19 protein-coding genes and 1 tRNA gene are annotated in these 19,623 nt (G+C 74.6%); 12 read left to right on the plus strand and 8 right to left on the minus strand.

Annotated features, from left to right (window positions below; genetic code table 11):
* Window positions 1-286: 286 nt before the first annotated feature.
* Together CTKZ_RS07340 and CTKZ_RS07345 are read left to right on the plus strand one after the other, a co-directional pair.
* On the plus strand, window positions 287-538 hold the full coding sequence (locus CTKZ_RS07340) for a FitA-like ribbon-helix-helix domain-containing protein (RefSeq protein ID WP_200829670.1): 252 nt from the start codon (window positions 287-289) through the stop codon (window positions 536-538).
* A 110-nt stretch (window positions 539-648) separates the two neighbouring features.
* Complete coding sequence (locus tag CTKZ_RS07345) at window positions 649-1,416, plus strand: hypothetical protein (protein WP_124342347.1); 768 nt, start codon at window positions 649-651, stop codon at window positions 1,414-1,416.
* Between the two features lie 60 nt (window positions 1,417-1,476).
* Here CTKZ_RS07345 and CTKZ_RS07350 read toward each other — a convergent pair whose 3' ends face one another.
* Window positions 1,477-2,697, minus strand: a complete 1,221-nt coding sequence (locus CTKZ_RS07350; protein WP_124342362.1) for an RNA polymerase sigma factor — start codon at window positions 2,695-2,697, stop codon at window positions 1,477-1,479.
* 89 nt (window positions 2,698-2,786) lie between these two features.
* Window positions 2,787-3,152, minus strand: coding sequence for a YciI family protein (locus CTKZ_RS07355; RefSeq protein WP_124342348.1), 366 nt, complete (start codon window positions 3,150-3,152; stop codon window positions 2,787-2,789).
* Window positions 3,153-3,305: 153 nt separating this feature from the next.
* Here CTKZ_RS07355 and CTKZ_RS07360 point away from each other — a divergent pair, with 153 nt between their 5' ends.
* The 10 genes from CTKZ_RS07360 (at window position 3,306) to CTKZ_RS07405 (ending at window position 13,689) form a co-directional block, all read left to right on the plus strand.
* Window positions 3,306-3,971 (plus strand): dihydrofolate reductase family protein, encoded by a 666-nt coding sequence (locus CTKZ_RS07360; protein WP_124342349.1) that lies wholly within the window; start codon window positions 3,306-3,308, stop codon window positions 3,969-3,971.
* 149 nt (window positions 3,972-4,120) lie between these two features.
* Window positions 4,121-4,486 carry a hypothetical protein gene (locus CTKZ_RS07365; protein WP_124342350.1) on the plus strand — a complete coding sequence of 122 codons (366 nt, stop codon included), beginning with the start codon at window positions 4,121-4,123 and terminating at the stop codon, window positions 4,484-4,486.
* An 87-nt stretch (window positions 4,487-4,573) separates the two neighbouring features.
* On the plus strand, window positions 4,574-5,524 hold the full coding sequence (locus CTKZ_RS07370) for a phosphatase PAP2 family protein (protein WP_235843389.1): 951 nt from the start codon (window positions 4,574-4,576) through the stop codon (window positions 5,522-5,524).
* Window positions 5,525-5,603: 79 nt separating this feature from the next.
* The gene (gene topA / locus CTKZ_RS07375; RefSeq protein WP_124342352.1) at window positions 5,604-8,354 is read left to right on the plus strand and encodes a type I DNA topoisomerase; all 2,751 of its coding nucleotides are present in this window, start codon (window positions 5,604-5,606) and stop codon (window positions 8,352-8,354) included.
* Window positions 8,355-8,417: 63 nt separating this feature from the next.
* Window positions 8,418-9,422: a Gfo/Idh/MocA family protein gene (locus tag CTKZ_RS07380; RefSeq protein WP_124342353.1), complete on the plus strand. Its 1,005-nt coding sequence runs from the start codon at window positions 8,418-8,420 to the stop codon at window positions 9,420-9,422.
* Window positions 9,423-9,457: 35 nt separating this feature from the next.
* Window positions 9,458-10,183: a dTMP kinase gene (gene tmk, locus CTKZ_RS07385; RefSeq protein ID WP_124342354.1), complete on the plus strand. Its 726-nt coding sequence runs from the start codon at window positions 9,458-9,460 to the stop codon at window positions 10,181-10,183.
* Entirely contained in the window at window positions 10,180-11,316 is a 1,137-nt protein-coding gene (locus CTKZ_RS07390; protein WP_124342355.1) for a DNA polymerase III subunit delta', read from the plus strand. The genes tmk and CTKZ_RS07390 overlap by 4 nt, the downstream gene beginning before the upstream one ends.
* Window positions 11,317-11,362: 46 nt before the next feature.
* Entirely contained in the window at window positions 11,363-11,920 is a 558-nt protein-coding gene (locus CTKZ_RS07395; RefSeq protein WP_124342356.1) for a dihydrofolate reductase family protein, read from the plus strand.
* Window positions 11,921-11,956: 36 nt separating this feature from the next.
* Window positions 11,957-13,534: an alpha/beta hydrolase gene (locus CTKZ_RS07400; RefSeq protein ID WP_235843390.1), complete on the plus strand. Its 1,578-nt coding sequence runs from the start codon at window positions 11,957-11,959 to the stop codon at window positions 13,532-13,534.
* 79 nt (window positions 13,535-13,613) lie between these two features.
* A tRNA-Thr gene (locus CTKZ_RS07405) sits at window positions 13,614-13,689 on the plus strand.
* Window positions 13,690-13,758: 69 nt separating this feature from the next.
* Here the strand turns inward: CTKZ_RS07405 and CTKZ_RS07410 are convergent.
* From CTKZ_RS07410 to CTKZ_RS21460, 6 genes are all read right to left on the minus strand, one after another.
* On the minus strand, window positions 13,759-15,000 hold the full coding sequence (locus CTKZ_RS07410) for a YibE/F family protein (RefSeq protein WP_124342357.1): 1,242 nt from the start codon (window positions 14,998-15,000) through the stop codon (window positions 13,759-13,761).
* Window positions 14,997-16,334, minus strand: a complete 1,338-nt coding sequence (locus tag CTKZ_RS07415) for a YibE/F family protein (protein WP_124342358.1) — start codon at window positions 16,332-16,334, stop codon at window positions 14,997-14,999. The genes CTKZ_RS07410 and CTKZ_RS07415 overlap by 4 nt, the downstream gene beginning before the upstream one ends.
* 540 nt (window positions 16,335-16,874) lie before the next feature.
* The gene (locus CTKZ_RS07420; protein ID WP_124342359.1) at window positions 16,875-17,312 is read right to left on the minus strand and encodes a DUF3093 family protein; all 438 of its coding nucleotides are present in this window, start codon (window positions 17,310-17,312) and stop codon (window positions 16,875-16,877) included.
* 40 nt (window positions 17,313-17,352) lie between these two features.
* On the minus strand, window positions 17,353-17,991 hold the full coding sequence (locus CTKZ_RS07425; protein WP_124342360.1) for a hypothetical protein: 639 nt from the start codon (window positions 17,989-17,991) through the stop codon (window positions 17,353-17,355).
* The gene (locus tag CTKZ_RS07430; RefSeq protein WP_124342361.1) at window positions 17,988-18,272 is read right to left on the minus strand and encodes a hypothetical protein; all 285 of its coding nucleotides are present in this window, start codon (window positions 18,270-18,272) and stop codon (window positions 17,988-17,990) included. The genes CTKZ_RS07425 and CTKZ_RS07430 overlap by 4 nt, the downstream gene beginning before the upstream one ends.
* 9 nt (window positions 18,273-18,281) lie before the next feature.
* Window positions 18,282-19,623 (minus strand): hypothetical protein (locus CTKZ_RS21460; protein ID WP_200829671.1); only part of this gene is annotated, 1,342 nt, incomplete at its 5' end.

Raw genomic sequence — 19,623 nt, forward strand, 5'->3', positions numbered from 1 at the left:
ACGCCGTCGGGCCCGACCCGCGACCGCCCGCCCTCGCGCCGGTCGCCCCCGATCCACCGCTCCGTCCCGGGAGCACTGTGGGCGGTCGCGTCCCTCCGGTCGCGACACCCCGGGACGGAGCGGTGCTCCGCGTCGCGCCGCGGTTCGCCCCGGGACCGTCGCCCGTCGCGGTGGACTCGACACCGACATGGCTGCCGTTGATCGGCTCCGGACGACATCCACGTCGGTATCGCCGACGCGCCCTCCGGCCGAGATCATCGGTGACGTCGACGAGAGGGGCTCCGTGGTGGCGCAGATCGTGGTGAGGAACCTGCCCGATGAGGTCATGGACGGCCTGCGTCGACGCGCGGTGCAGCACGACCGCTCCCTCGAGGCGGAAGTCCGGGCCATCCTCTCGGACGCCGTGACGAGCGTGGATCCGGTGCTGTCGTGGCTCGACGACAGCGCTGCCCTGCGCGAGGCCGTCGGCGGCGTCGACCTCCCTGAGGCCGCGCGGTCGGCCGGGTCGGTCCACCCTGACGGGTGGACCGACCCGTAATCCCGGGCCCGGTCGGGCGGAGCCGCCGTAGCCTTCCCCCCGGGTCCCGGCCGGTTCGGCGCAGCCCACGGGCGGGCACGGGAGGCGACGAGGTCGCGGGAGGAGGGGCGATGCCGAGCGCGATCCTCCCCGAAGGGGGCACGTACCGGGTCGTGATGGTCGACCAGCCGCGGATCTGGTGGGAGGTCGTGCCCGAGTCGTCCGTCGTGGCGCAGGTGGCGGACCGCGCCGTCGCGGAGCGCGTCGCCCGCCTCATGGAGAGCGTCGAGGACGCCGTCGTGGGGCTCGTGGTCAACGGGCCGGCCCGCCTCGAGCTGCTGGGCGACGTCGCCCGCGGGAGCGCGCCGCTCGCCGTGCTCGACGTCGCCCGCGAGCTCGACCTGCTGCACGTGCCGCGGGACGTCGACGAGGACGACGCCTACCCCTTCCTCGTCGACGACCTGCCGCTCGGCCCCGACGACCAGGAGGAGCTGCGCACCGCCGCCCGCCGGCTGGTCGCGCGCATCTGCGACCAGGCGCGCCAGCCGGGTGCGCGGCTCGCGCTCCTCCGGGTGGCCGGTGAGGTCCTGCACCGCCGGGCGGCCGACGAGCCGGTCGACGCCGAGGACCCGGTCGTCTTCCGGCCCGACCTGCTCGAGTGGCGGCTGGAGTGCCGGCGGTGCCTGTGCGACTTCGTCGTCGTGCCGGTGGAGCAGCCGGGGTCGGGACCGGACCCGTTCACGCCGCCCGTGGCGTTCACCGTCGAGTGGCACGACGCGGGCGTCGCGGTCTCCGAGTACCTGGACGAGGACGACGACTGCGCGTGCCACGGCGAGGACGTGATGCTGCCCTGGGACGCGCCCGCGGCGGACGTGTCCCAGGGAGGCGCACAGGCCTGACGGCGCTCGGCTCCGGTGCACCGGGGTTCGCGCGGCGGCGCCCGAGGCCGACGGCGCCGGTCACCTGGACGGGTCGAGTCGGGCCGCGCGGGCGTCGAGGTAGCGGCGTTCCGGAAGGCTCGTCGTGAGGCGGGCGGCGCGGTGGTAGGCGTCGAGCGCCCCGGCCAGGTCGCCGGCCTGCTCCAGCAGGTGCGCGCGGACCGCCCAGAGGCGGTGGTGGCCGGCGGTGCGCGGGTCGTCGTCGAGCGGGCGGAGCAGGTCGAGCCCTGCTCGTGGCCCGGACACCATCGCGACCGCGACGGCCCGGTTGAGCGTGACCATCGGGCCGGGCGCGACGTGGTCGAGCAGGCGGTAGAGCGCGGCGACCTGCGGCCAGTCGGTGTCGGCGGCGGTCGGGGCCTCGGCGTGCACGGCGGCGATCGCGGCCTGCAGCAGGTACGGGCCGGCGGGATGCACGGCGAGCGCGGCGGACACGAGGGCGACGCCCTCGTCGACCTGCCGACGGTCCCAGCGGCCGCGGTCCTGCTCCGCGAGCGGCACGAGCATCCCGTCCGGACCGGTCCGGGCGGCGCGGTGCGCGTCGGTGAGCAGCATGAGCGCGAGCAGACCCGTGGTCTCGCCGTCGTCGGGCAGCAGCGCGTGCAGCAGCCGCGTCAGGCGGATCGCCTCGGTGGTGAGGTCGACGCGCACCAGGTCCGACCCACCCGACGCGGTGTACCCCTCGGTGAAGACGAGGTAGAGCACCTCGCGGACGGCCGCCACGCGCGCGGGCCGCTCGGCCGCCGACGGCAGCGTGAACGGCTCGCCGCGCACGGTCCGCTTGGCGCGGCTGATCCGCTGCGCCATGGTCGCCTCGGGGACCAGGTGCGCGGCGGCGATCTCGGCGGTCGTCAGCCCGCCGACGGCTCGCAGCGTCAGCGCGACCTGCGACGCGGGCGTGAGCGCGGGGTGGCAGCACAGGAACAGCAGCGTGAGCGTGTCGTCGTGCGACGGCGGCTCCTCGTCGGCGCCGGGAGCCGCGCGCCGCACGGCCGGGTCCAGGGCGACCGTCGCCTCCCGGACCCGGCGTGCGGAGTCGGACCGCCACGCGTCGGTGAGCCGCCGTCGGGCGACCGTCGTGAGCCACGCCCGCGGGTCGGCGGGCACGCCCTCGACCGGCCACTGCGTTGCCGCGGCGAGCAGGGCCTCCTGCACGGCGTCCTCGCACGCGTCGAACTGCCCGTGCCGCCGGACGAGAGCGGCGAGCACCTGCGGACCCGCCGCGCGCAGCACGTCCTCGATCGAGGCCGACGAGGCCGACGAGCGTGACGCGCCGGACGAGCTCGACGACGCAGGTCCGGCCGCCCCGGAGGCCGCCGCAGGAGGCACCGTCACATCTCCTCGCCCGACCCCACCATGACGGCCCGCAGCTCGATCGCCCCGCCGAACCGGGTGTCGGGCCAGCGGGCGGCGATCTCCTCGGCGCGCTCGTGCGTCTCGACGTCGATCGCGACGTAGCCCGCGAACTGCTCCTTGCTCTCGACGAACGGCCCGTCGGTGAGCGTCGTGCGGCCGTCGACGAACCGCGTGGTGCGCGCGGCGGACGGATCGGCGAGCGCCTCGCCGCCGACGAGCTCGCCGCGCTCGGTGAGCTCGTCCATGATCTCGCCGACCTCCGCGAACAGGGCGGTCCGCTCCTGCTCCGAGAGCTCGTCGGTGAAGCCGGGCCGGTTCCAGATGAGCAGCATGTACTTCATGGGTCTGTCCTTCCGTCGGTCGACCGCCCCGGGCGGGTGGTCCGTGCTCTGGTCGGAGCCGACCGGCGGTTCTCGACACGGTCGCCGTGTCGAGATCGGGGCGCCGGCTCCGACCACCCGACGACAGCATCCCGACACGACCAGGAGGACGCCATGACCCGGACCGGCAGGCTGCGCGTGCACACGATGTCGATGAGCCTCGACGGCTTCGTCGCAGGCCCCGACCAGTCCCTCGACGAGCCGCTCGGCGTGGGCGCGATGCACCTGCTGCACGGCTGGATGTTCGGCACGCAGCGGTTCCGCGACCTCGACGAGGCCGAGGGTCGCGAGCCCGCCGACGCGCTCGACGAGGAGGCGGTCGACGCGGGCTTCGAGGGGATCGGCGCGTGGATCCTGGGGCGCAACATGTTCGGTCCGGTCCGCGGCGACTGGGGCGACGGGTCGTGGCAGGGCTGGTGGGGCGAGGACCCGCCGTACCACTGCGACGTGTTCGTCCTCACGCACCACCCGCGCCCGCCGCTCGAGATGGCAGGCGGCACGACGTTCCACTTCGTGACGGACGGGATCCACGCGACCCTGGACCGGGCGCGCGAGGCGGCGGGCGGGCTCGACGTGCGGCTCGGCGGGGGAGCGGCGACGGTCCGGCAGTACCTCGCCGCGCACCTCGTCGACGACCTGCGGTACGCCGTGGTGCCGGTGCTCCTGGGCCGCGGCGAGCGGCTGTTCGAGAGCCTCGACGACCTGCCGGCGGCCTACCGCGTCGCGTCGGTGCGGCAGTCGTCGACGGTCCTGCACGTCCACGTCGAGCGAGCCGTCTGACGGCCGTCGCGGCACCCGGCTGCTGCGGCGACGCACCCCTGGACGACGCGGGGACGCTCTCAGCGGGCCGGGGGCCGGCACCCAGGGACGTCACAGCCGGCGGCGGTCGGATGGTCCTCGACGCAGTCCCCGCGGCACCGGAGGGCACGATGACCAGCACCGACGAGACGACCGACCCGACGACCAGCCGGACCACCGGGCCGACGACCTGGGAGACGACCTGGCTGACCGCGAACGTGCGACCTGCGGGGTCGTTCGGCCGCGAGGACGTCGCACGCCTGCGGGCGCTGCTGGACGCGCTGTCGGCGTCCGCGTCGCTCGTCGTGCTGGACCTCCAGGCGGCGTCGCTGCGCAGCGGCCGGGCCGCAGAGGCGATCGACGTCGCGGCGGCGGAGCTCGAGCGGCGGGGCGGGTGCCTGCTGTGCGTCAACGCGGACGACGAGGCGCGGCGTCGCCTGGGCGGGTGCCGGCACGTGGTGGTGGTCGCCGCGGGGGAGCCGGTCCCGGTGGGCTGACGCGCGTCGTGTGCAGGTCGTGTGACGAGCGTCGCCGGGACGTCCGGCGGCGGAACGAGGCGTCGCGGCGTGACCTACCGTGTGGTGGTGAGCAGCGCCCCCGTGACCCGACCCACGCCGGTGGTCCCGTCGCGCCCGCGCCAGGGCCGTGCCGGTGTCGTCGTGCTGTGCCTCGCGGTCGCGGTGGCGAGCGTCGTCGGGGTCTGGGCGCTGTGGAAGGTCTTCGTGACGACCACGTCGGGCCAGGTCGTCGAGCTCGCGGCCCTGCGGGGCGCCGAGTACGGCCAGACGCAGCTGTGGCGGCTGGCGGAACGGGTGCTCGACGTCGTGTCGGTCGGCTTCATCGCGGCGGTCATCCTCGGGGCCATGGCGATCGCGGTGATCCGCCGCCGCTGGGAGCTGGCCGTGCAGGTCGCGGTCCTGATGATCGGCGCGAACGTCACGACCCGCCTGCTCAAGTTCTCCGTCTTCTACCGTCCGGACCTCGGGGTCGCGGAGAGCTACGGCAACACGCTGCCGAGCGGGCACACGACCGCGGCCGCGTCGGTGTCGGTCGCGCTGCTGCTCGTCGTCCCGCCGCGCGTGCGGCCGTGGGCGGCGGTCGCGGGCGCCGGGTACACGACGGTCACGGGCGTCTCGACGCTCATCGGGCAGTGGCACCGCCCGTCGGACGTCGTCGCCGGGGTGCTCGTCGTGCTCGCGTGGGGTGCCGTCGCGTGCGCGATGGTGGCGCTGACCCCGGCCCGGGCCGTGACGTCGACGGGCGCGCTGCGCCAGGTCGGCGGCGGGGCTGCCGCGGGGCGCGGGTCGCTGCGCCTGGTCGTGAGCAGCCTGCTCGTGGGTGGTGCGGTCGCGGGCGTCGTGGCCGTCTGGTCGTTGTCGCACACGTGGCGCGACGTCGACGCGGTACCCTCGCGCGCCGACGAGGTCCTGGCCTACGCCGGCGGTGCGACGGGGGCGCTCGCCGCCGCGTGCGTGGCGTTCGCGCTGCTGCTCGTGCTGCGAGAGGCTGCGGCCTCCCGTGTGCCGGAGAGTTGACGGCACGACGTAGAGTCCCCAGCGGTGAGGTGCACGCGGGCCGGAGCGGCTCGCGGACTCGGTAGGAAGGCCTGACGGAATGTCTGCAGGGCGCAAGCTCGTGATCGTGGAGTCGCCGGCGAAGGCGCGCACGATCGCCGGGTACCTCGGCGAGGGGTACGACGTCGAGGCGAGCGTCGGGCACATCCGCGACCTCCCGCAGCCGTCGGAGCTGCCCGCCGACATGAAGAAGGGCCCGTTCGGCAAGTTCGCGGTCGACGTCGACAACGGCTTCGTGCCGTACTACGTGGTCGACCCGGACAAGCGGAAGAAGGTCAGCGAGCTCAAGAAGCTGCTGAAGGACTCCGACGAGCTCTACCTCGCGACCGACGAGGACCGCGAGGGCGAGGCGATCGCGTGGCACCTGCTGCAGGAGCTCAAGCCCAAGGTCCCCGTGAAGCGGATGGTCTTCCACGAGATCACCCGCGAGGCGATCCAGCGCGCGCTGCAGAGCACGCGTGACCTCGACGACCGGCTCGTCGACGCGCAGGAGACCCGCCGCATCCTCGACCGCCTCTACGGCTACGAGGTCAGCCCGGTGCTCTGGCGCAAGGTCCGTCAAGGCCTGTCCGCGGGCCGTGTGCAGTCCGTCGCGACGCGGCTCGTGGTCGAGCGCGAGCGGGAGCGCATGGCGTTCGTCGCCGCCGACTACTGGGACGTGACGGGCACCTTCGCCGTCTCCGACGCGACCCAGCCGGAGTTCTCCGCGCGCCTGACGGGTGTCGGCGGCCGTCGTGTCGCGTCCGGCCGTGACTTCGACGACCGTGGCCGTCTGCGCGGCGGGGACGTCGTGCACCTCGACGAGTCCGCGGCGCACGCGCTCGTCGCCGGCCTGGACGAGGCCGCCTGGTCCGTCGCGAGCCTCGAGACGAAGCCGTACACCCGGCGCCCGGCGGCGCCCTTCACGACGTCGACCCTCCAGCAGGAGGCGTCCCGCAAGCTCCGCATGTCGTCCCGGCAGACGATGCGCACCGCGCAGACGCTGTACGAGAACGGCTACATCACCTACATGCGGACGGACTCGCCCGCGCTGTCGTCGCAGGCGATCGACGCGGCCCGCCGCCAGGCCTCCGAGCTGTACGGGCCCGAGTACATCCCGGACGCGGCGCGCGTGTACACGTCGAAGGCGAAGGGCGCGCAGGAGGCGCACGAGGCGATCCGCCCCGCGGGCGACCACTTCCGCACCCCGGCCCAGGTCGCGCGCGAGATCACCGGCGACCAGTTCCGGCTGTACGAGCTCATCTGGAAGCGGACCGTCGCGTCCCAGATGGCCGACGCGCGCGGGCAGACGGCGTCGGTCCGGATCGCGGCGACCGCGACCCCGACCGCGGGCACGTCGGTCGGCGACGCGCCGGTCGAGACCGTGTTCTCCGCGTCGGGCACCGTCATCACGTTCCGCGGCTTCCTCGCCGCGTACGAGGAGGGGCGCGACGTCTCGCGGTACGAGGACGACGCCGCCGAGGGCGCCTCGGGTGAGAAGGGCGAGTCCCGCCTGCCGACGATGGCCGAGGGCGACCCGCTGACGGGGCGCGACCTCACCGCCGACGGGCACCGCACGTCCCCGCCGCCGCGCTACACCGAGGCGTCGCTGGTCAAGGCGCTGGAGGAGCGGGGGATCGGGCGCCCGTCGACGTACGCGGCGACGATCTCCGTGATCCTCGACCGCGGCTACGTGACGTCGCGCGGGCAGGCGCTCGTGCCGTCGTGGCTCGCGTTCGCCGTGACGCGCCTGCTCGAGGAGAACTTCGACCGGCTCGTCGACTACGACTTCACCGCGTCGATGGAGGAGGACCTCGACCTCATCGCGTCCGGGGAGAAGGAGCGCAGCGACTGGCTCGCGCAGTTCTACTTCGGCGACCCGGCGCTGCCCGGCGAGGGCGAGGGCCTGCGGGACCTCGTCGCGAACCTCGGCGAGATCGACGCGCGCGAGGTCAACTCGATCGAGATCGGCGACGGCCTGACGCTGCGCGTCGGGCGGTACGGCCCGTACCTCGAGGACGCGAACGAGCTCGGCGAGGACGGCAACCCGCGCCGCGCGTCGGTCCCCGACGACCTGGCGCCCGACGAGCTCACCGTCGAGAAGGCGCGCGAGCTCATGGAGACGCAGCCCGAGGGCGACCTGGTGCTCGGCGAGGACCCGTCGACGGGGACCACGATCGTCGCGAAGAACGGCCGCTACGGCCCCTACGTGACCGAGCTCCTGCCCGAGCCCGAGCTCGACCCGTCGCTGTCCGCCGCGGCACGCAAGAAGGCCCTGGCGGCCGCGCCGAAGCCGCGCACCGCGTCGCTGTTCAAGTCGATGTCGCTGCAGTCGGTCACGCTCGACGACGCGCTGAAGCTGCTGTCGCTGCCGCGCGTCGTGGGTGTCGACCCCGAGTCGGGCACCGAGATCACCGCGCAGAACGGCCGGTACGGCCCGTACCTCAAGAAGGGCACGGACTCGCGGACGCTCGCGTCGGAGGAGGCGCTCTTCACGACGACGCTCGAGGAGGCGCTCGCGATCTACGCGCAGCCCAAGCGCGGGCGTGGCGCGACCGCCGCGCCGCCGCTGCGCGAGCTCGGCGACGACCCGACGTCGGGCAAGCCGATCGTCGTCAAGGACGGCCGGTTCGGCGCGTATGTCACGGACGGCGAGACGAACCGCACGCTCCCGCGCGACGTCACGCCCGAGTCGATCACGCCCGAGCAGGCCGTCGAGCTGCTCGCCGAGAAGCGCGCGCAGGGCCCGGCGAAGAAGAAGACGCCGGCCCGCCGCACGACGACCCGCACGAAGGCCGCGACCAAGAAGTAGCCGCGCGAGGGTGGGCGGCTCCCGACCAGGACCCGTCCACCTCGTCGCGCTAGGTTGTCGGCCATGGCTCGCACCGAGGACCCCCGTACCGCACCTCCGATCCGCTGGGGCATCCTCGGCGCCGGTGGCATCGCCGCGGCGTTCGCCGACGCCGTCCGGGAGCACACGCGCGCGCAGCTCGTCGCCGTCGGCTCCCGCAACCGCGACCGCGCCGAGCGGTTCGCCACGGCGCACGGCATCCCGACGACGCACGTCGGCTACCGGCAGCTCGTCGAGGACCCGCAGGTCGACGCGATCTACGTCGCGACCCCGCACTCCGAGCACCGCGAGCACGCGCTCCTCGCGATCCGCGCCGGCAAGCACGTGCTCGTCGAGAAGTCGTTCACGCGCAACGTCGGCGAGGCGCAGGAGGTCTTCGCGGCCGCGCGTGAGGCCGGCGTCTTCGTCATGGAGGCGATGTGGACGCGGTTCCTGCCGCACGTCGCCGCGCTGCACCAGGTCATCGACGCGGGCGAGATCGGGGAGATCGTCAACCTGTCCGCGGACCACGGGCAGGCGTTCGCGTTCGACCCGGCGAGCCGGCTGTTCGCGCCCGAGCTCGCGGGCGGTGCGCTGCTGGACCTCGGCGTCTACCCGGTGTCGTTCGCGCACGACTTCCTCGGCGTCCCCGACGCCGTGCACGCGGTCGGCGCGCTGACCGAGACGGGCGTCGACGGGCAGGTCTCGATCGTCCTGTCGTACGGCGACCGCGCGCAGGCGACGCTCTCGACCACGCTGTGGTCGCGCACGCCCACGGTCGCGCTCATCAGCGGCACCGAGGGCCACATCCAGGTCGCGGGCAGCTTCTACACGCCGACGTCGTTCCGGGTGCAGCGCGACGACGGGCGCGTGTGGTCCTTCGACCAGCCCGGCAGCAAGGGCCTGCAGTTCGAGGCCGCCGAGGTCGCGCGACGCGTCGCGGCCGGCGAGGTCGAGAGCCCGCGCCTGACGTGGGACGACACGCTCGCCGTCATGTCGACGATGGACGAGGTCCGGCGGCAGGTCGGGGTCACCTACCCCGGCGAGTGACGGGGCCGTGGGCGGCCGCGACTACCCTGACCGTCGTGACTCCTGCTGCGGGCCTGTTCGTGTCGTTCGAGGGCGGCGACGGTGCCGGCAAGTCGACGCAGGCCCGGCTTCTCGCCGAGCGGCTGCGGGCGCTGGGCCGCGAGGTCGTGCTGACCCGCGAGCCCGGCGGCACGGCGCTCGGCCAGACGCTCCGCGACGCGGTCCTGCACGGCGAGCACGTCGACGCGCGCACCGAGGCGCTGCTGTACGCGACGGACCGCGCGCACCACGTCGCGTCGCTCGTGCGCCCCGCCCTGGAGCGCGGCGCGGTCGTCGTCACGGACCGCTACCTCGACTCGTCCGTCGCCTACCAGGGCACGGGCCGCGACCTCGGCGCCGACGAGGTCGAGAACCTGTCGCTGTGGGCGACGCGCGGCCTGCTGCCCGCGCTGACCGTGCTGCTCGACCTCGACCCCGACGTGGGCCGTGCTCGTCTGACGAGCGCCCCCGACCGGCTCGAGAGCGAGGGCGACGACTTCCACCGCCGCACCCGGCTCGCGTTCCTCGACCGCGCGACGGCCGACCCCGACCGGTGGCTCGTGCTCGACGCGACACGCCAGGCCGAGGAGCTCGCCGCGGTGATCGGCGAGCGCGTCGAGGCGCTGCTCGCGGCGGGCGCGTCTGCGGACGTCGACGGTGCACCGGCGGGCGACGACCTCGCCACGGCTGCCGGTGCGACGGCGCGCGACGCCGTCGCCGACGAGAGCGCGGTGTCGTCGTGAGCGTCTGGGACGACGTCGTCGGGCAGGAGCCCGCCGTCGAGGTGCTGCGCACGGCGGTCCACGACCCGTCGGCGATGACGCACGCCTGGCTGCTGACCGGCCCGCCGGGATCCGGCCGCTCCAACGCCGCGCGCGCGTTCGCGGCCGCGCTGCAGTGCGTCGACGGCGGCTGCGGCCGCTGCCACGACTGCACGACGACCCTCGGTGGCACGCACCCCGACGTCACGTACGTCGCGACCGAGGGCGTCGTCATCCGGGCCGACACGGTCCGCCCGCTGGTCGAGCTCGCGCAGCGCTCGCCGTCGCAGGGCCGCTGGCGCGTCATCGTCGTCGAGGACGCCGACCGCCTCAACGACACGAGCGGCAACGCGTTGCTCAAGGCCATCGAGGAGCCCGCGCCCCGCACGGTCTGGGTGCTGTGCGCGCCGAGCCCGCAGGACGTGCTCGTGACGATCCGCTCGCGCAGCCGGTCGGTCGCGCTCCGCGTGCCGCCGGTCGACGCGGTCGCCGCGTTGCTCGTGTCCCGCGACGGCATCGACCCCGAGGTCGCGGGCGTCGCCGCGCGCGCCGCGCAGAGCCACGTCGGGATCGCCCGCCGCCTCGCCCGGGACCCGGAGGCGCGCGCGCGGCGTTCGGCGGTGCTCGCGGTCGCCGCACGGATCCGCGGGGTCGGCGACGCGGTGCTCGCGGCCGGTGACCTCGTCGAGACCGCGCAGGCCGACGCCAAGGCGGCGACCGAGCACCGCGACGCCGCCGAGAAGGCCGAGCTGCTGCGGTCGCTGGGCGCGGAGGGTGCGACGACGCTCCCGCCCGCCCTGCGCTCGCAGGTCCGGCAGCTCGAGGAGGAGCAGAAGCGCCGGGCCACGCGCGCGCAGCGCGACGTGCTGGACCGCGCGATGGTCGACCTGCTCTCGCTGTACCGCGACGTGCTGGTCGTGCAGCTCGGCGCGGGCGTCGAGCTCGTCAACGTCGAGCACGCGGAGGGCGTCCGCACGCTCGCCGCGCAGAGCACGCCCGAGCAGACGCTGCGGCGCATGGACGCCGTCGGGCAGGCGCGCACGCGCATCGCGGGGAACGTCGCGCCGCTGCTCGCGGTCGAGGCGATGGCGATCGCGCTGCGACCGCAGGGCTGACCGGTTCGGCTCGTCGTCGCGGGCGCCGAGCGAGGGAGGGGACGCGATGGCGCTGCTCTACGCGGGGATCACGTCGCTCGACGGGTACACCGCCGACGCGACCGGCGCGTTCGACTGGGCGCGGCCGCCCGACGACGTGCACGCGTACGTCAACGACCTCGAGCGCCCGGTCGGCACCTACCTGTACGGCCGACGCATGTACGAGGTCATGCAGTTCTGGGAGACCGCGCACACGCTGCCCGACGCACCCGACGTGATCCTCGACTACGCGGCCGTCTGGCAGGACACGGACAAGGTCGTCTACTCGTCGACGCTCGACGCGGTGACCACGGCGCGCACGCGCCTCGCGCGGACGTTCGACCCGGTCGACGTGCGCGCCCTGGTCGAGGACTCCCCGGCCGACGTGTCGATCGGCGGGCCGACGCTCGCCGCGCACGCGCTGCGCGCGGGCCTCGTCGACGAGGTGCTGCTGTTCGTCGTGCCCGTCGTGGTCGGGGGCGGCACGCGGTTCCTGCCCGACGGCCTGCGCCTGGACACGCGCCTCGTCGAGGAGCGCACCTTCTCCGAGGGTGTGGTCCATCTGCGGTACGCCCGGCGGGCATGAGCCGGACCGCACAGGCGTGCCCACTACCGTAGGCGCGTGCCCGTGACGACCGCCTCGCCCCGACCGTCCGCCGCCCCTGTCCGCCCGGGTGCGCGGCGGCGTGCCGCCGTCGTCGTCGCCGCACTGAGCGCCGTCGTCGTGCTCGTGCTCGGCGGCTGCGTCCCGGCGAAGAACCAGGCGCAGGTGCCGACGTCCGCCGCGACGTCGGGCGCCCCGGACGAGGCGCTCGCGGCGTTCTACGACCAGCAGCTCGAGTGGACGACGTGCGCGCAGGGCGAGTGCGCGACCGCGACCGTCCCGCTCGACTACGCCGACCCGTCCGGCGCGACGATCGGCATCGCGCTGGCCCGTCGCCCCGCGACCGGCGGCTCGGCGGTCGCGTCGCTCCTCGTGAACCCGGGCGGCCCCGGCGTCTCGGGCGTGGACTTCCTCGACCAGGCCGCGTCGATGATCAGCGAGGACGTGCTGCGCCAGCTCGACCTCGTCGCGTTCGACCCGCGCGGCGTGCAGCGCTCCAGCCCGATCACCTGCATGGACGGCACGGACCTCGACAAGGTCGTCGCGTTCGACGCGGACTACTCGACGGACGCCGGCATCCAGGAGGCGATCGACGTCTTCCGCGGTGTCGGCGAGGCGTGCCAGGAGCGGTCCGGCCAGACGCTCGCGCACGTCGACACGGTGAGCGCTGCACGCGACCTCGACGTGCTGCGCGCCGCGCTCGGCGACGACGCGCTCTCGTACCTCGGCTACTCCTACGGCACGCAGCTCGGCGCGACCTACGCCGCCCTCTTCCCGCTGCGCGTCGGCCGGCTCGTCCTCGACGGCGCCCTCGACCCGACCCTCACGGCCGACGAGCTCGCCGAGGGGCAGGCGCAGGGCTTCGAGAACGCGCTGCGCGCCTACGTCACCGACTGCCTGGCCGGCGCGAGCTGCCCGCTGACCGGCGACGTCGACCAGGCGATGGGCCAGATCCGCGCGCTGCTCGACCACGCCGTCGCCGACCCGCTGCCGACCGGCGGCGACCGACGCCTCACCGGCTCGCTCGCGTTCTACGGCATCGCGCTGCCGCTCTACTCGCAGCCGTCGTGGCCGTACCTCACGCAGGCGCTCGACGCGGCGATCCACGAGAACGACGGCTCGATCCTGCTGCAGCTCGCCGACGCGTACTTCGACCGCGAGGCCGACGGCACCTACTCGACGAACGCGACCGAGGCGTTCTGGGCGATCGGCTGCCTCGACGACCGGCAGAGCGCCGACCCCGCCGAGATGCGCGCGCAGGCCGACCGCATCGAGGCCGTCGCACCCACCATGGGCTCGTTCTTCTCCTACGGCGGCACGATCTGCGCCGACTGGCCCGTGCCCGTCGTCGGGGGCCTCGACGACTACTCCGCGAAGGACGCGACCGCCCCGATCCTCGTCGTCGGCACCACGAACGACCCCGCGACGCCCTACGCGTGGGCCGAGAAGCTCGCGACGACCCTGTCCACCGCGACGCTCCTCACCTACGAGGGCGAGGGCCACACCGCGTACGGCTCGTCGAACGACTGCGTCGCCGACGCCGTGGACGCGTACATCCTCACCGGCACCGTCCCGCCCGAGGGCACCCGCTGCTAGCCGCTTTGGAGCCAGGGCCCTGCGCCGGGTACAGTGGGCGCGCTCGTCGATCCGGGGGTCCGCCCACGGGGACGGCGACGCCGCCTTAGCTCAGTCGGCAGAGCGTCTCACTCGTAATGAGAAGGTCTGGGGTTCGATTCCCCAAGGCGGCTCCAGCACGAAGGCCCGGCACCTCACGGTGACCGGGCCTTCGTCGTCCCAGCGGCGCCGACGGGCCGCCCGGGTCAGTGCCGGTGGCCGCCCGCGGACACGTGCGTCGGCGCCAGGCGCGTGGCGACGACCGCGGCGACGGCCGTCGTCAGGGGGATCGCGAGGACCAGGCCGATCGAGCCCGCGAGCGTGCTGACGATCTGCTCGGCGAACGCGCCCGACGTCAGCGTCATGCCGAGCGGCTGGTCGTAGAGCTCCAGGAGCAGCAGGACGGGCAGCGACGCGCCCGCGTACGCGAAGGCGATCGTGTAGACGGTCGACGCGATGTGGTCGCGGCCGATCCGCATGCCGCGCGCGAACAGCCCGCGCCACGACGCCGTCGGGTCGGACGCCCGCAGCTCGAACACCGCCGACGCCTGCGTGATCGTGACGTCGTTCAGCACGCCGATGCCCGCGAGCACGACGCCGCTGAGGAACACGCCCTGCAGGATCCGGACGCCGTCGTCACCGAGCAGGCGTGCGAGCTGGTAGGTGTCCTCTGTCGAGCCGGGGTGCAGGTGCGCCATCCGCGCCCCGACCACGCCGAGCACGGTCACCATGAGCAGGCCGCCGAGGGTGCCGAGCAGCGCGGTCGTGGTCCGCAGCGAGAACCCGTGCGCGAGGTACAGCACGGCGACGACGACGAGGGTCGCCGCGGAGAGCGTCGCGACGAGCGCCGGCTGGCCCTGGACGAGCGCGGGCACGAGGTGCACGGCGAGCACGACGAACGCGATCGCGAGACCGACGAGCGCCCGGAACCCGCGCATCCCCGCGACGAGGACCGTGACGAGCGCGAACGCGAGCGCGAACGTCGCGAGCGGCACCCCGCGCCGGAAGTCGCCCCACGCCCAGACCTCGTCGCCGTTCTCGTCGGACGGGTAGTGCTCGAGGACGACCGCGGTGCCGGGCGGGACGTCGGCGCGCGTGAGTCCCGACGTCGCGATGACCTCGACCGTCGTGCCCGCCTCGCTGCCGCCGTCGACCTTCGCGGTCACGTGCAGGCAGCGGACCGTCGACGGGACCGACCCGTCGGGCGCCATGTCCTCGACCGTGCCGTCGCACGTGTCCCAGCGCGAGGTCGTGACGGTCGCGGACACGCGCTCGACGTCGACGTCGACGAAGCCCGTCTCCGGACGGCTCTCGTCGGTGGGCCACGTCGCGAGGGTCCCGACGAGCGCGCCGAGCGTGGCGAGCACCACCAGGACGACGAGGACGACGGCGGTGCGCGGCGTCCCCGAGCGGCGGGTCCGCGTCGCGGGAGGGGCGTCGAGCGTCACGACGACACCTCCGCGCGGTCGTCGTCCGCCGCGTCCTCACCGGACCGCGGCTGGTGTGCGCGGTCGGTGCCGCGGGTTCCGCGCGCGGGACCGTCCGGGTCGTCGCCGTGCCCGTCGGGATGTGCCGTCGTGCCCGCCGCGCTGCGCCGAACCAGGACGGCCGCGAGCACCGTCGTCACCGGGATCGCGAGCACCAGCCCGATCGACCCGACGAGCGTGCGCACGACCTCTTCGGCGATGTCCCCGCTGCTCAGCACACCCAGCAGCCCCCGGTCGGTGAGGCTGACGAGCAGCACGAGCGGCAGCGCCGCACCGACGTAGGCGAACACGATCGTGTAGACGGTCGACGCGATGTGGTCGCGCCCGATCCGCATCCCCCGCCCGACGAGCTCGCGCCACGTGCTGCCCGGTCGTGCCGCGTGCAGCTCCCACACCGCCGACGCCTGCGTGATCGTCACGTCGTTGAGCACGCCCAGCCCGGCCAGGACCATCCCGCACAGCAGCACCGACCGGAGCCGCACCTCGGGCGCCGCCGACATGAGGTCGAGCGCGTACTCGCCCGACAGCCCGGTGAGGTGCGCGGACCCGCTCGCCCACGACGCGATCGCGGCCGTCGCGACGAGCCCGACGAGCGTGCCCGCCAGGGCCGTCGACGTGCGGACGGAGACGCCGTGGGCCAGGTAGAGCACGGCGTACATGATGACGACGCTCGTCACGAGCGCGACCGGCACCGCCGGCCGGCCCTGGAGCAGCGCGGGCAGCGTGAACACGCCGACGACGAGCAGGCCCGCGCCCATCCCGACGAGCGCCGCGAGCCCGCGCCAGCGCGCCACCAGCACGACGAGCCCGGCGAACACCGCGGTGAGCAGCAGCATCGGCGGCCCGCGCTCGAAGTCGACGAACAGGTACGTCGTGGTGAGCGTCGGCTGCGCGGTCACGTCCGTGAGGTCACCGACGTCGGCCGTGGACATCGCCGCGACCCGCACCCGGTCACCCACGGCGACCTCCGGCACGTACTCGGGCGGCACGTGCAGGTCGACGACCTCGCCGTCGGCCAGCCGCGCGGACGCCTGGTCCATCCCGGTCGCGTCAGGCCGGACCTGCGTGATCTCGCCCGTCGTGTACGTGACGCCCGGCCCCGTCGTGTCGAGCACGGGCGGCCGCGCGTCCGCCGACGGCCACAGCCACCACGCGCCGACCAGCGTCAGCAGCAGGACGGGCCCCAGCACCGCGGCGAGCCAGACGCGTGCGCGTGCGGCCGTGACACGGAGGGCGGCGGGCTCCGTCGGGGCCTCGTCGGGCGCGTGCGCGGCGGGCAGGTGGCTGTGGGGCACGACCCAGCATCATGCACGGTCGCGCGCACCCGGGACCCGACGCGCCGGGTGGCGGTCCACCCCGCCCGGCGCCGTCGACGCGACCGGAAGCGTGCGGGGCGGGCGGGGGGACGTCGGGGGCGTCGCGCGTGATCGCCCTCGCCGACCACGCGGCGGGGACCTCGAGGGCGGGCGGGGCGTCCGACGGGGGTGGGCGGCCCCGAGGGGGAGGGGCCGCCCACCGGAGGCTCACGGGTCGCGGTCGCCACAGCCACGTCGCCCGACCTCCGTCGGACCCCACGTCGACCGGCCGCCGGAGGACGGCGTGCGCCGTCGTGGGGCACTCCCGGCAGCATCGCCGCTCCCAGGAGCACGGATGCCGGACCTAGGTCCCACCAGCGCCGGCACGGGGGGTCGACCAGGCGGGGGTGTCAGCGCCCCACGACGGTCAGCGAGGAGGGGCGTCGCCGATCCGGCTCCGGGCCCTCGCGGGTCGGGTGCGCTCGGGTGCTGGGCGTGCTCGGCTTCTCGGCGTGCTCGGGTGCTGGGCGTGCTCGGGTGCTAGGCGCGCTCGGCGAACGCGGCGCCGAGCGCCGCGCGGAACGCGTCGGGGTCCTTCGTCGAGACGATGATGCGCTGCCCGTCGCGCCGCGTCAGGGCGACGATCCGCGGGTGCGCCGTCGACGCCGTCGTGCCCCACTGGCCGCCCGCGAGCTTGCCCTCGACGACCTCCCCGGGCTGCGAGACGCCCGGGTACAGGTCGGCGAGGCGGACCTTGAGGCGGCCCACGCGGAGCTCGGAGTCGGTCACGCGGATGTTCGTCCAGCGGCCGACGCTCCAGACGAGGACCCCGCCCAGGACGGCGACGATGCCCACGAGGACGGTGGCGAGGACCCAGCCTCCGTCGGTCAGCGCGAGGCCGACCCACAGGACGACGCAGACGACGACCAGGGCCAGGGTCGAACGGCGTCGCGACGCGCGCTCCTCGTACCGGATCACCGGGACATCCTAGGGTCCGGCCGGTCGCCGCCCGCGGGGGTCACAGGAACTCGCCGCGCAGGACGCGCTGCGTCTTCGGCAGCAGGCACGTGTGCGCCCGGTCGAGCACCCACAGGAGCGGCAGCAGCACCTCCGCGAGGCTCGCGGACGCCTCCCAGCTCACCTCCGGCGGACCGGACGCCGTGCCCGGGCGGCCCGGGACCGGTCGCAGCGTGTGCGTGACGACGGGTGCGGCGTCGTCCGACCGGGTCAGCTCCATCCGGTCGGCGAAGATCCGGCCCGCCGGCCGCCACTGCCACGAGCGTCCGGCCGGCCCCGAGACGCGCAGCTGCCACCGGTCGCGCCCGCTGCGCTCGCGGTCGAGGGCGACGGTCTCGCCGAGCACGTCGACGGGCATGAGGACGAAGTTCCACAGGATGCTGTCCGGACCGCCCGTGGCGGGCTGACGGAAGCCGCTGGCGATCTTCCGCACGCCGTCCGGGGCCGTGTCGTCGGCGAGCGACGCGACGAGCACGCGGTGCCGCCACACGACCGTGACCTGGTGCCCGGCGATGTCGACCTGCGTGCGCGCGGCGAACGGGACGTCCTTCGGCATGTGGTGGAAGTCCGGGATGCTCAGCTCGTCGACGACCGGCACGACGCCCGCGACGCCCAGCGGCGCCCAGACGTCGACCGTCACTGGGGCTGCCTCTCGCGGCGCGCGTCGCGCTCTTCCTGCTCCTCACGCTCCTCGGCCCGCCGGGCCTCGCCGCGCACGCGGGACGCCTCGTCGCGCAGGTTGCGCGCGGCCGACTGCGCGGCCGACCGCCAGCCGTTGAGCGCGCCGCGGACGTCGGTCGCGTTCGCGCACTCCCAGTCGGGGGAGTCGGCGATCGACTTCGCGGGGTCGATCGCGGTCTCGACGTCGCCCGCGAGGGCGTCGAGGGCCTGCGCCTTGGCGAAGAGCTCGGTCGATGTCATCGCGCCCTCTCAGAACCAGTTCATGGGGTTGAGGTTGGACTCCTTGACGTCGTCGAGGCGGTCACCCACCCACTCGCCGGCCTCCTCGGCCCGGTCGCCCGCCCAGTCGACGGCCGTGTCGGCCGCCGCGGTGATGTCGTCCCAGTGCTCGACGACCTCCGCGCCGGCCCAGACGACACCCGTGACGGCGACCAGGCCGAGCGTCACCGGGTTGGGTGCGATGAGCGCCGCGGTCATCGACGCGTTGAACGCGGTCTCGGCGTACTCGCCGATGACGTGCGCCTTGCCCTCCGTGCCGCCCTCGGACCAGAGCCTGTTGTTCTCGTCGAAGTTGTTGACGAGCCCGACGACGCCGTCGACCGTCGCGAACGCGCTGCCCGCGACGCCGAGGACCCGTAGCGCGCCCGCGGACCTCAGCATCGTCGTGACGCCCGACTGGCTCGCCATCGTCAGGAGGTTGCCGGCGCCACGCGCGACGACGGCCCCCGTGGCCGGGTTGATCCACGGCTTGCCGACGATCGCGTTGCCCCACGTGGCGAGCCTGGTCGCGAGCTGCCCGGTGCGCGTCGTCCCGAGGACCCGCGAGACCCAGGTCGTCGCCTGGACGCCCTTCTCGCTCTGCAGGAGCTTGGCCAGGAGCGTGGGCTGCATCTCGCCGTTCACCGCGTACGTCTGCGTCGCGGACGACATGCGGGTCACCCAGGCGTCGAAGTCCTCGACGGTCGGCGCGAGCTTCAGCAGGTAGTTGCCGACGGTGTTGGGGACGAACGAGCCCGGGTACTTGAACGGCACCTTGCCGGCGAGCCCCCGCCGGTCCGCCGCCGTGAGGGCCGCGGAGAGCCTGTTCGCCCAGGCGGCGTCCGACTCGGCGAGCGCCGCGAGGCCCGGCTGGATGATCTTGCGGTCGGCGAGCCAGCGCGCGAGGGCGGGACCGCCCTGGAAGATCAGGGTCCCCGCGGCGGCGACCGCAGCGCCGCCGCCGACGACGAAGTTCTGGACGTCGTGGTAGGCGTCGACGAGGGCCGTGGCCTGCTCGCTGTCGGTCATGCCGGCGAGCTTCTCGAGCGCCTCGGCCTGGAGCTGCTCGAACCACTCGGCGAGGTTGGCGGGGTCCGTGTCGTTCCAGGCGTTCGGGGCGGTGCCCGTCGCGTGCACCGCGATCAGCGCGTCCTCGACCGACATCGACTGGCCGGCGATCGCGGCCGCCTGGTCGGCGGTCATGCTCACGCCACCGAACGTCGGGTTCGCCTGCGCCATGTGCTCGAGCACGCCGATCCGCTGGCGCAGGTCCTTCGCGACGTCGCGGGCCCACTGCTCGGCACCGTTGAGGCCCGCGAGGTCGACCCGCGCG

It is taken from the genome of Cellulomonas algicola (genome assembly GCF_003851725.1).
Taxonomy (GTDB): domain Bacteria; phylum Actinomycetota; class Actinomycetes; order Actinomycetales; family Cellulomonadaceae; genus Cellulomonas; species Cellulomonas algicola.

Coding starts and splice junctions, on each gene's coding strand:
- CTKZ_RS07345 (WP_124342347.1), top strand. CDS start 649: ATGCCGAGCGCGATCCTCCCCGAAGGGGGCACGTACCGGGTCGTGATG.
- CTKZ_RS07355 (WP_124342348.1), bottom strand. CDS start 3,152: ATGAAGTACATGCTGCTCATCTGGAACCGGCCCGGCTTCACCGACGAG.
- CTKZ_RS07360 (WP_124342349.1), top strand. CDS start 3,306: ATGACCCGGACCGGCAGGCTGCGCGTGCACACGATGTCGATGAGCCTC.
- CTKZ_RS07365 (WP_124342350.1), top strand. CDS start 4,121: ATGACCAGCACCGACGAGACGACCGACCCGACGACCAGCCGGACCACC.
- topA (WP_124342352.1), top strand. CDS start 5,604: ATGTCTGCAGGGCGCAAGCTCGTGATCGTGGAGTCGCCGGCGAAGGCG.
- CTKZ_RS07380 (WP_124342353.1), top strand. CDS start 8,418: ATGGCTCGCACCGAGGACCCCCGTACCGCACCTCCGATCCGCTGGGGC.
- CTKZ_RS07395 (WP_124342356.1), top strand. CDS start 11,363: ATGGCGCTGCTCTACGCGGGGATCACGTCGCTCGACGGGTACACCGCC.
- CTKZ_RS07430 (WP_124342361.1), bottom strand. CDS start 18,272: ATGACATCGACCGAGCTCTTCGCCAAGGCGCAGGCCCTCGACGCCCTC.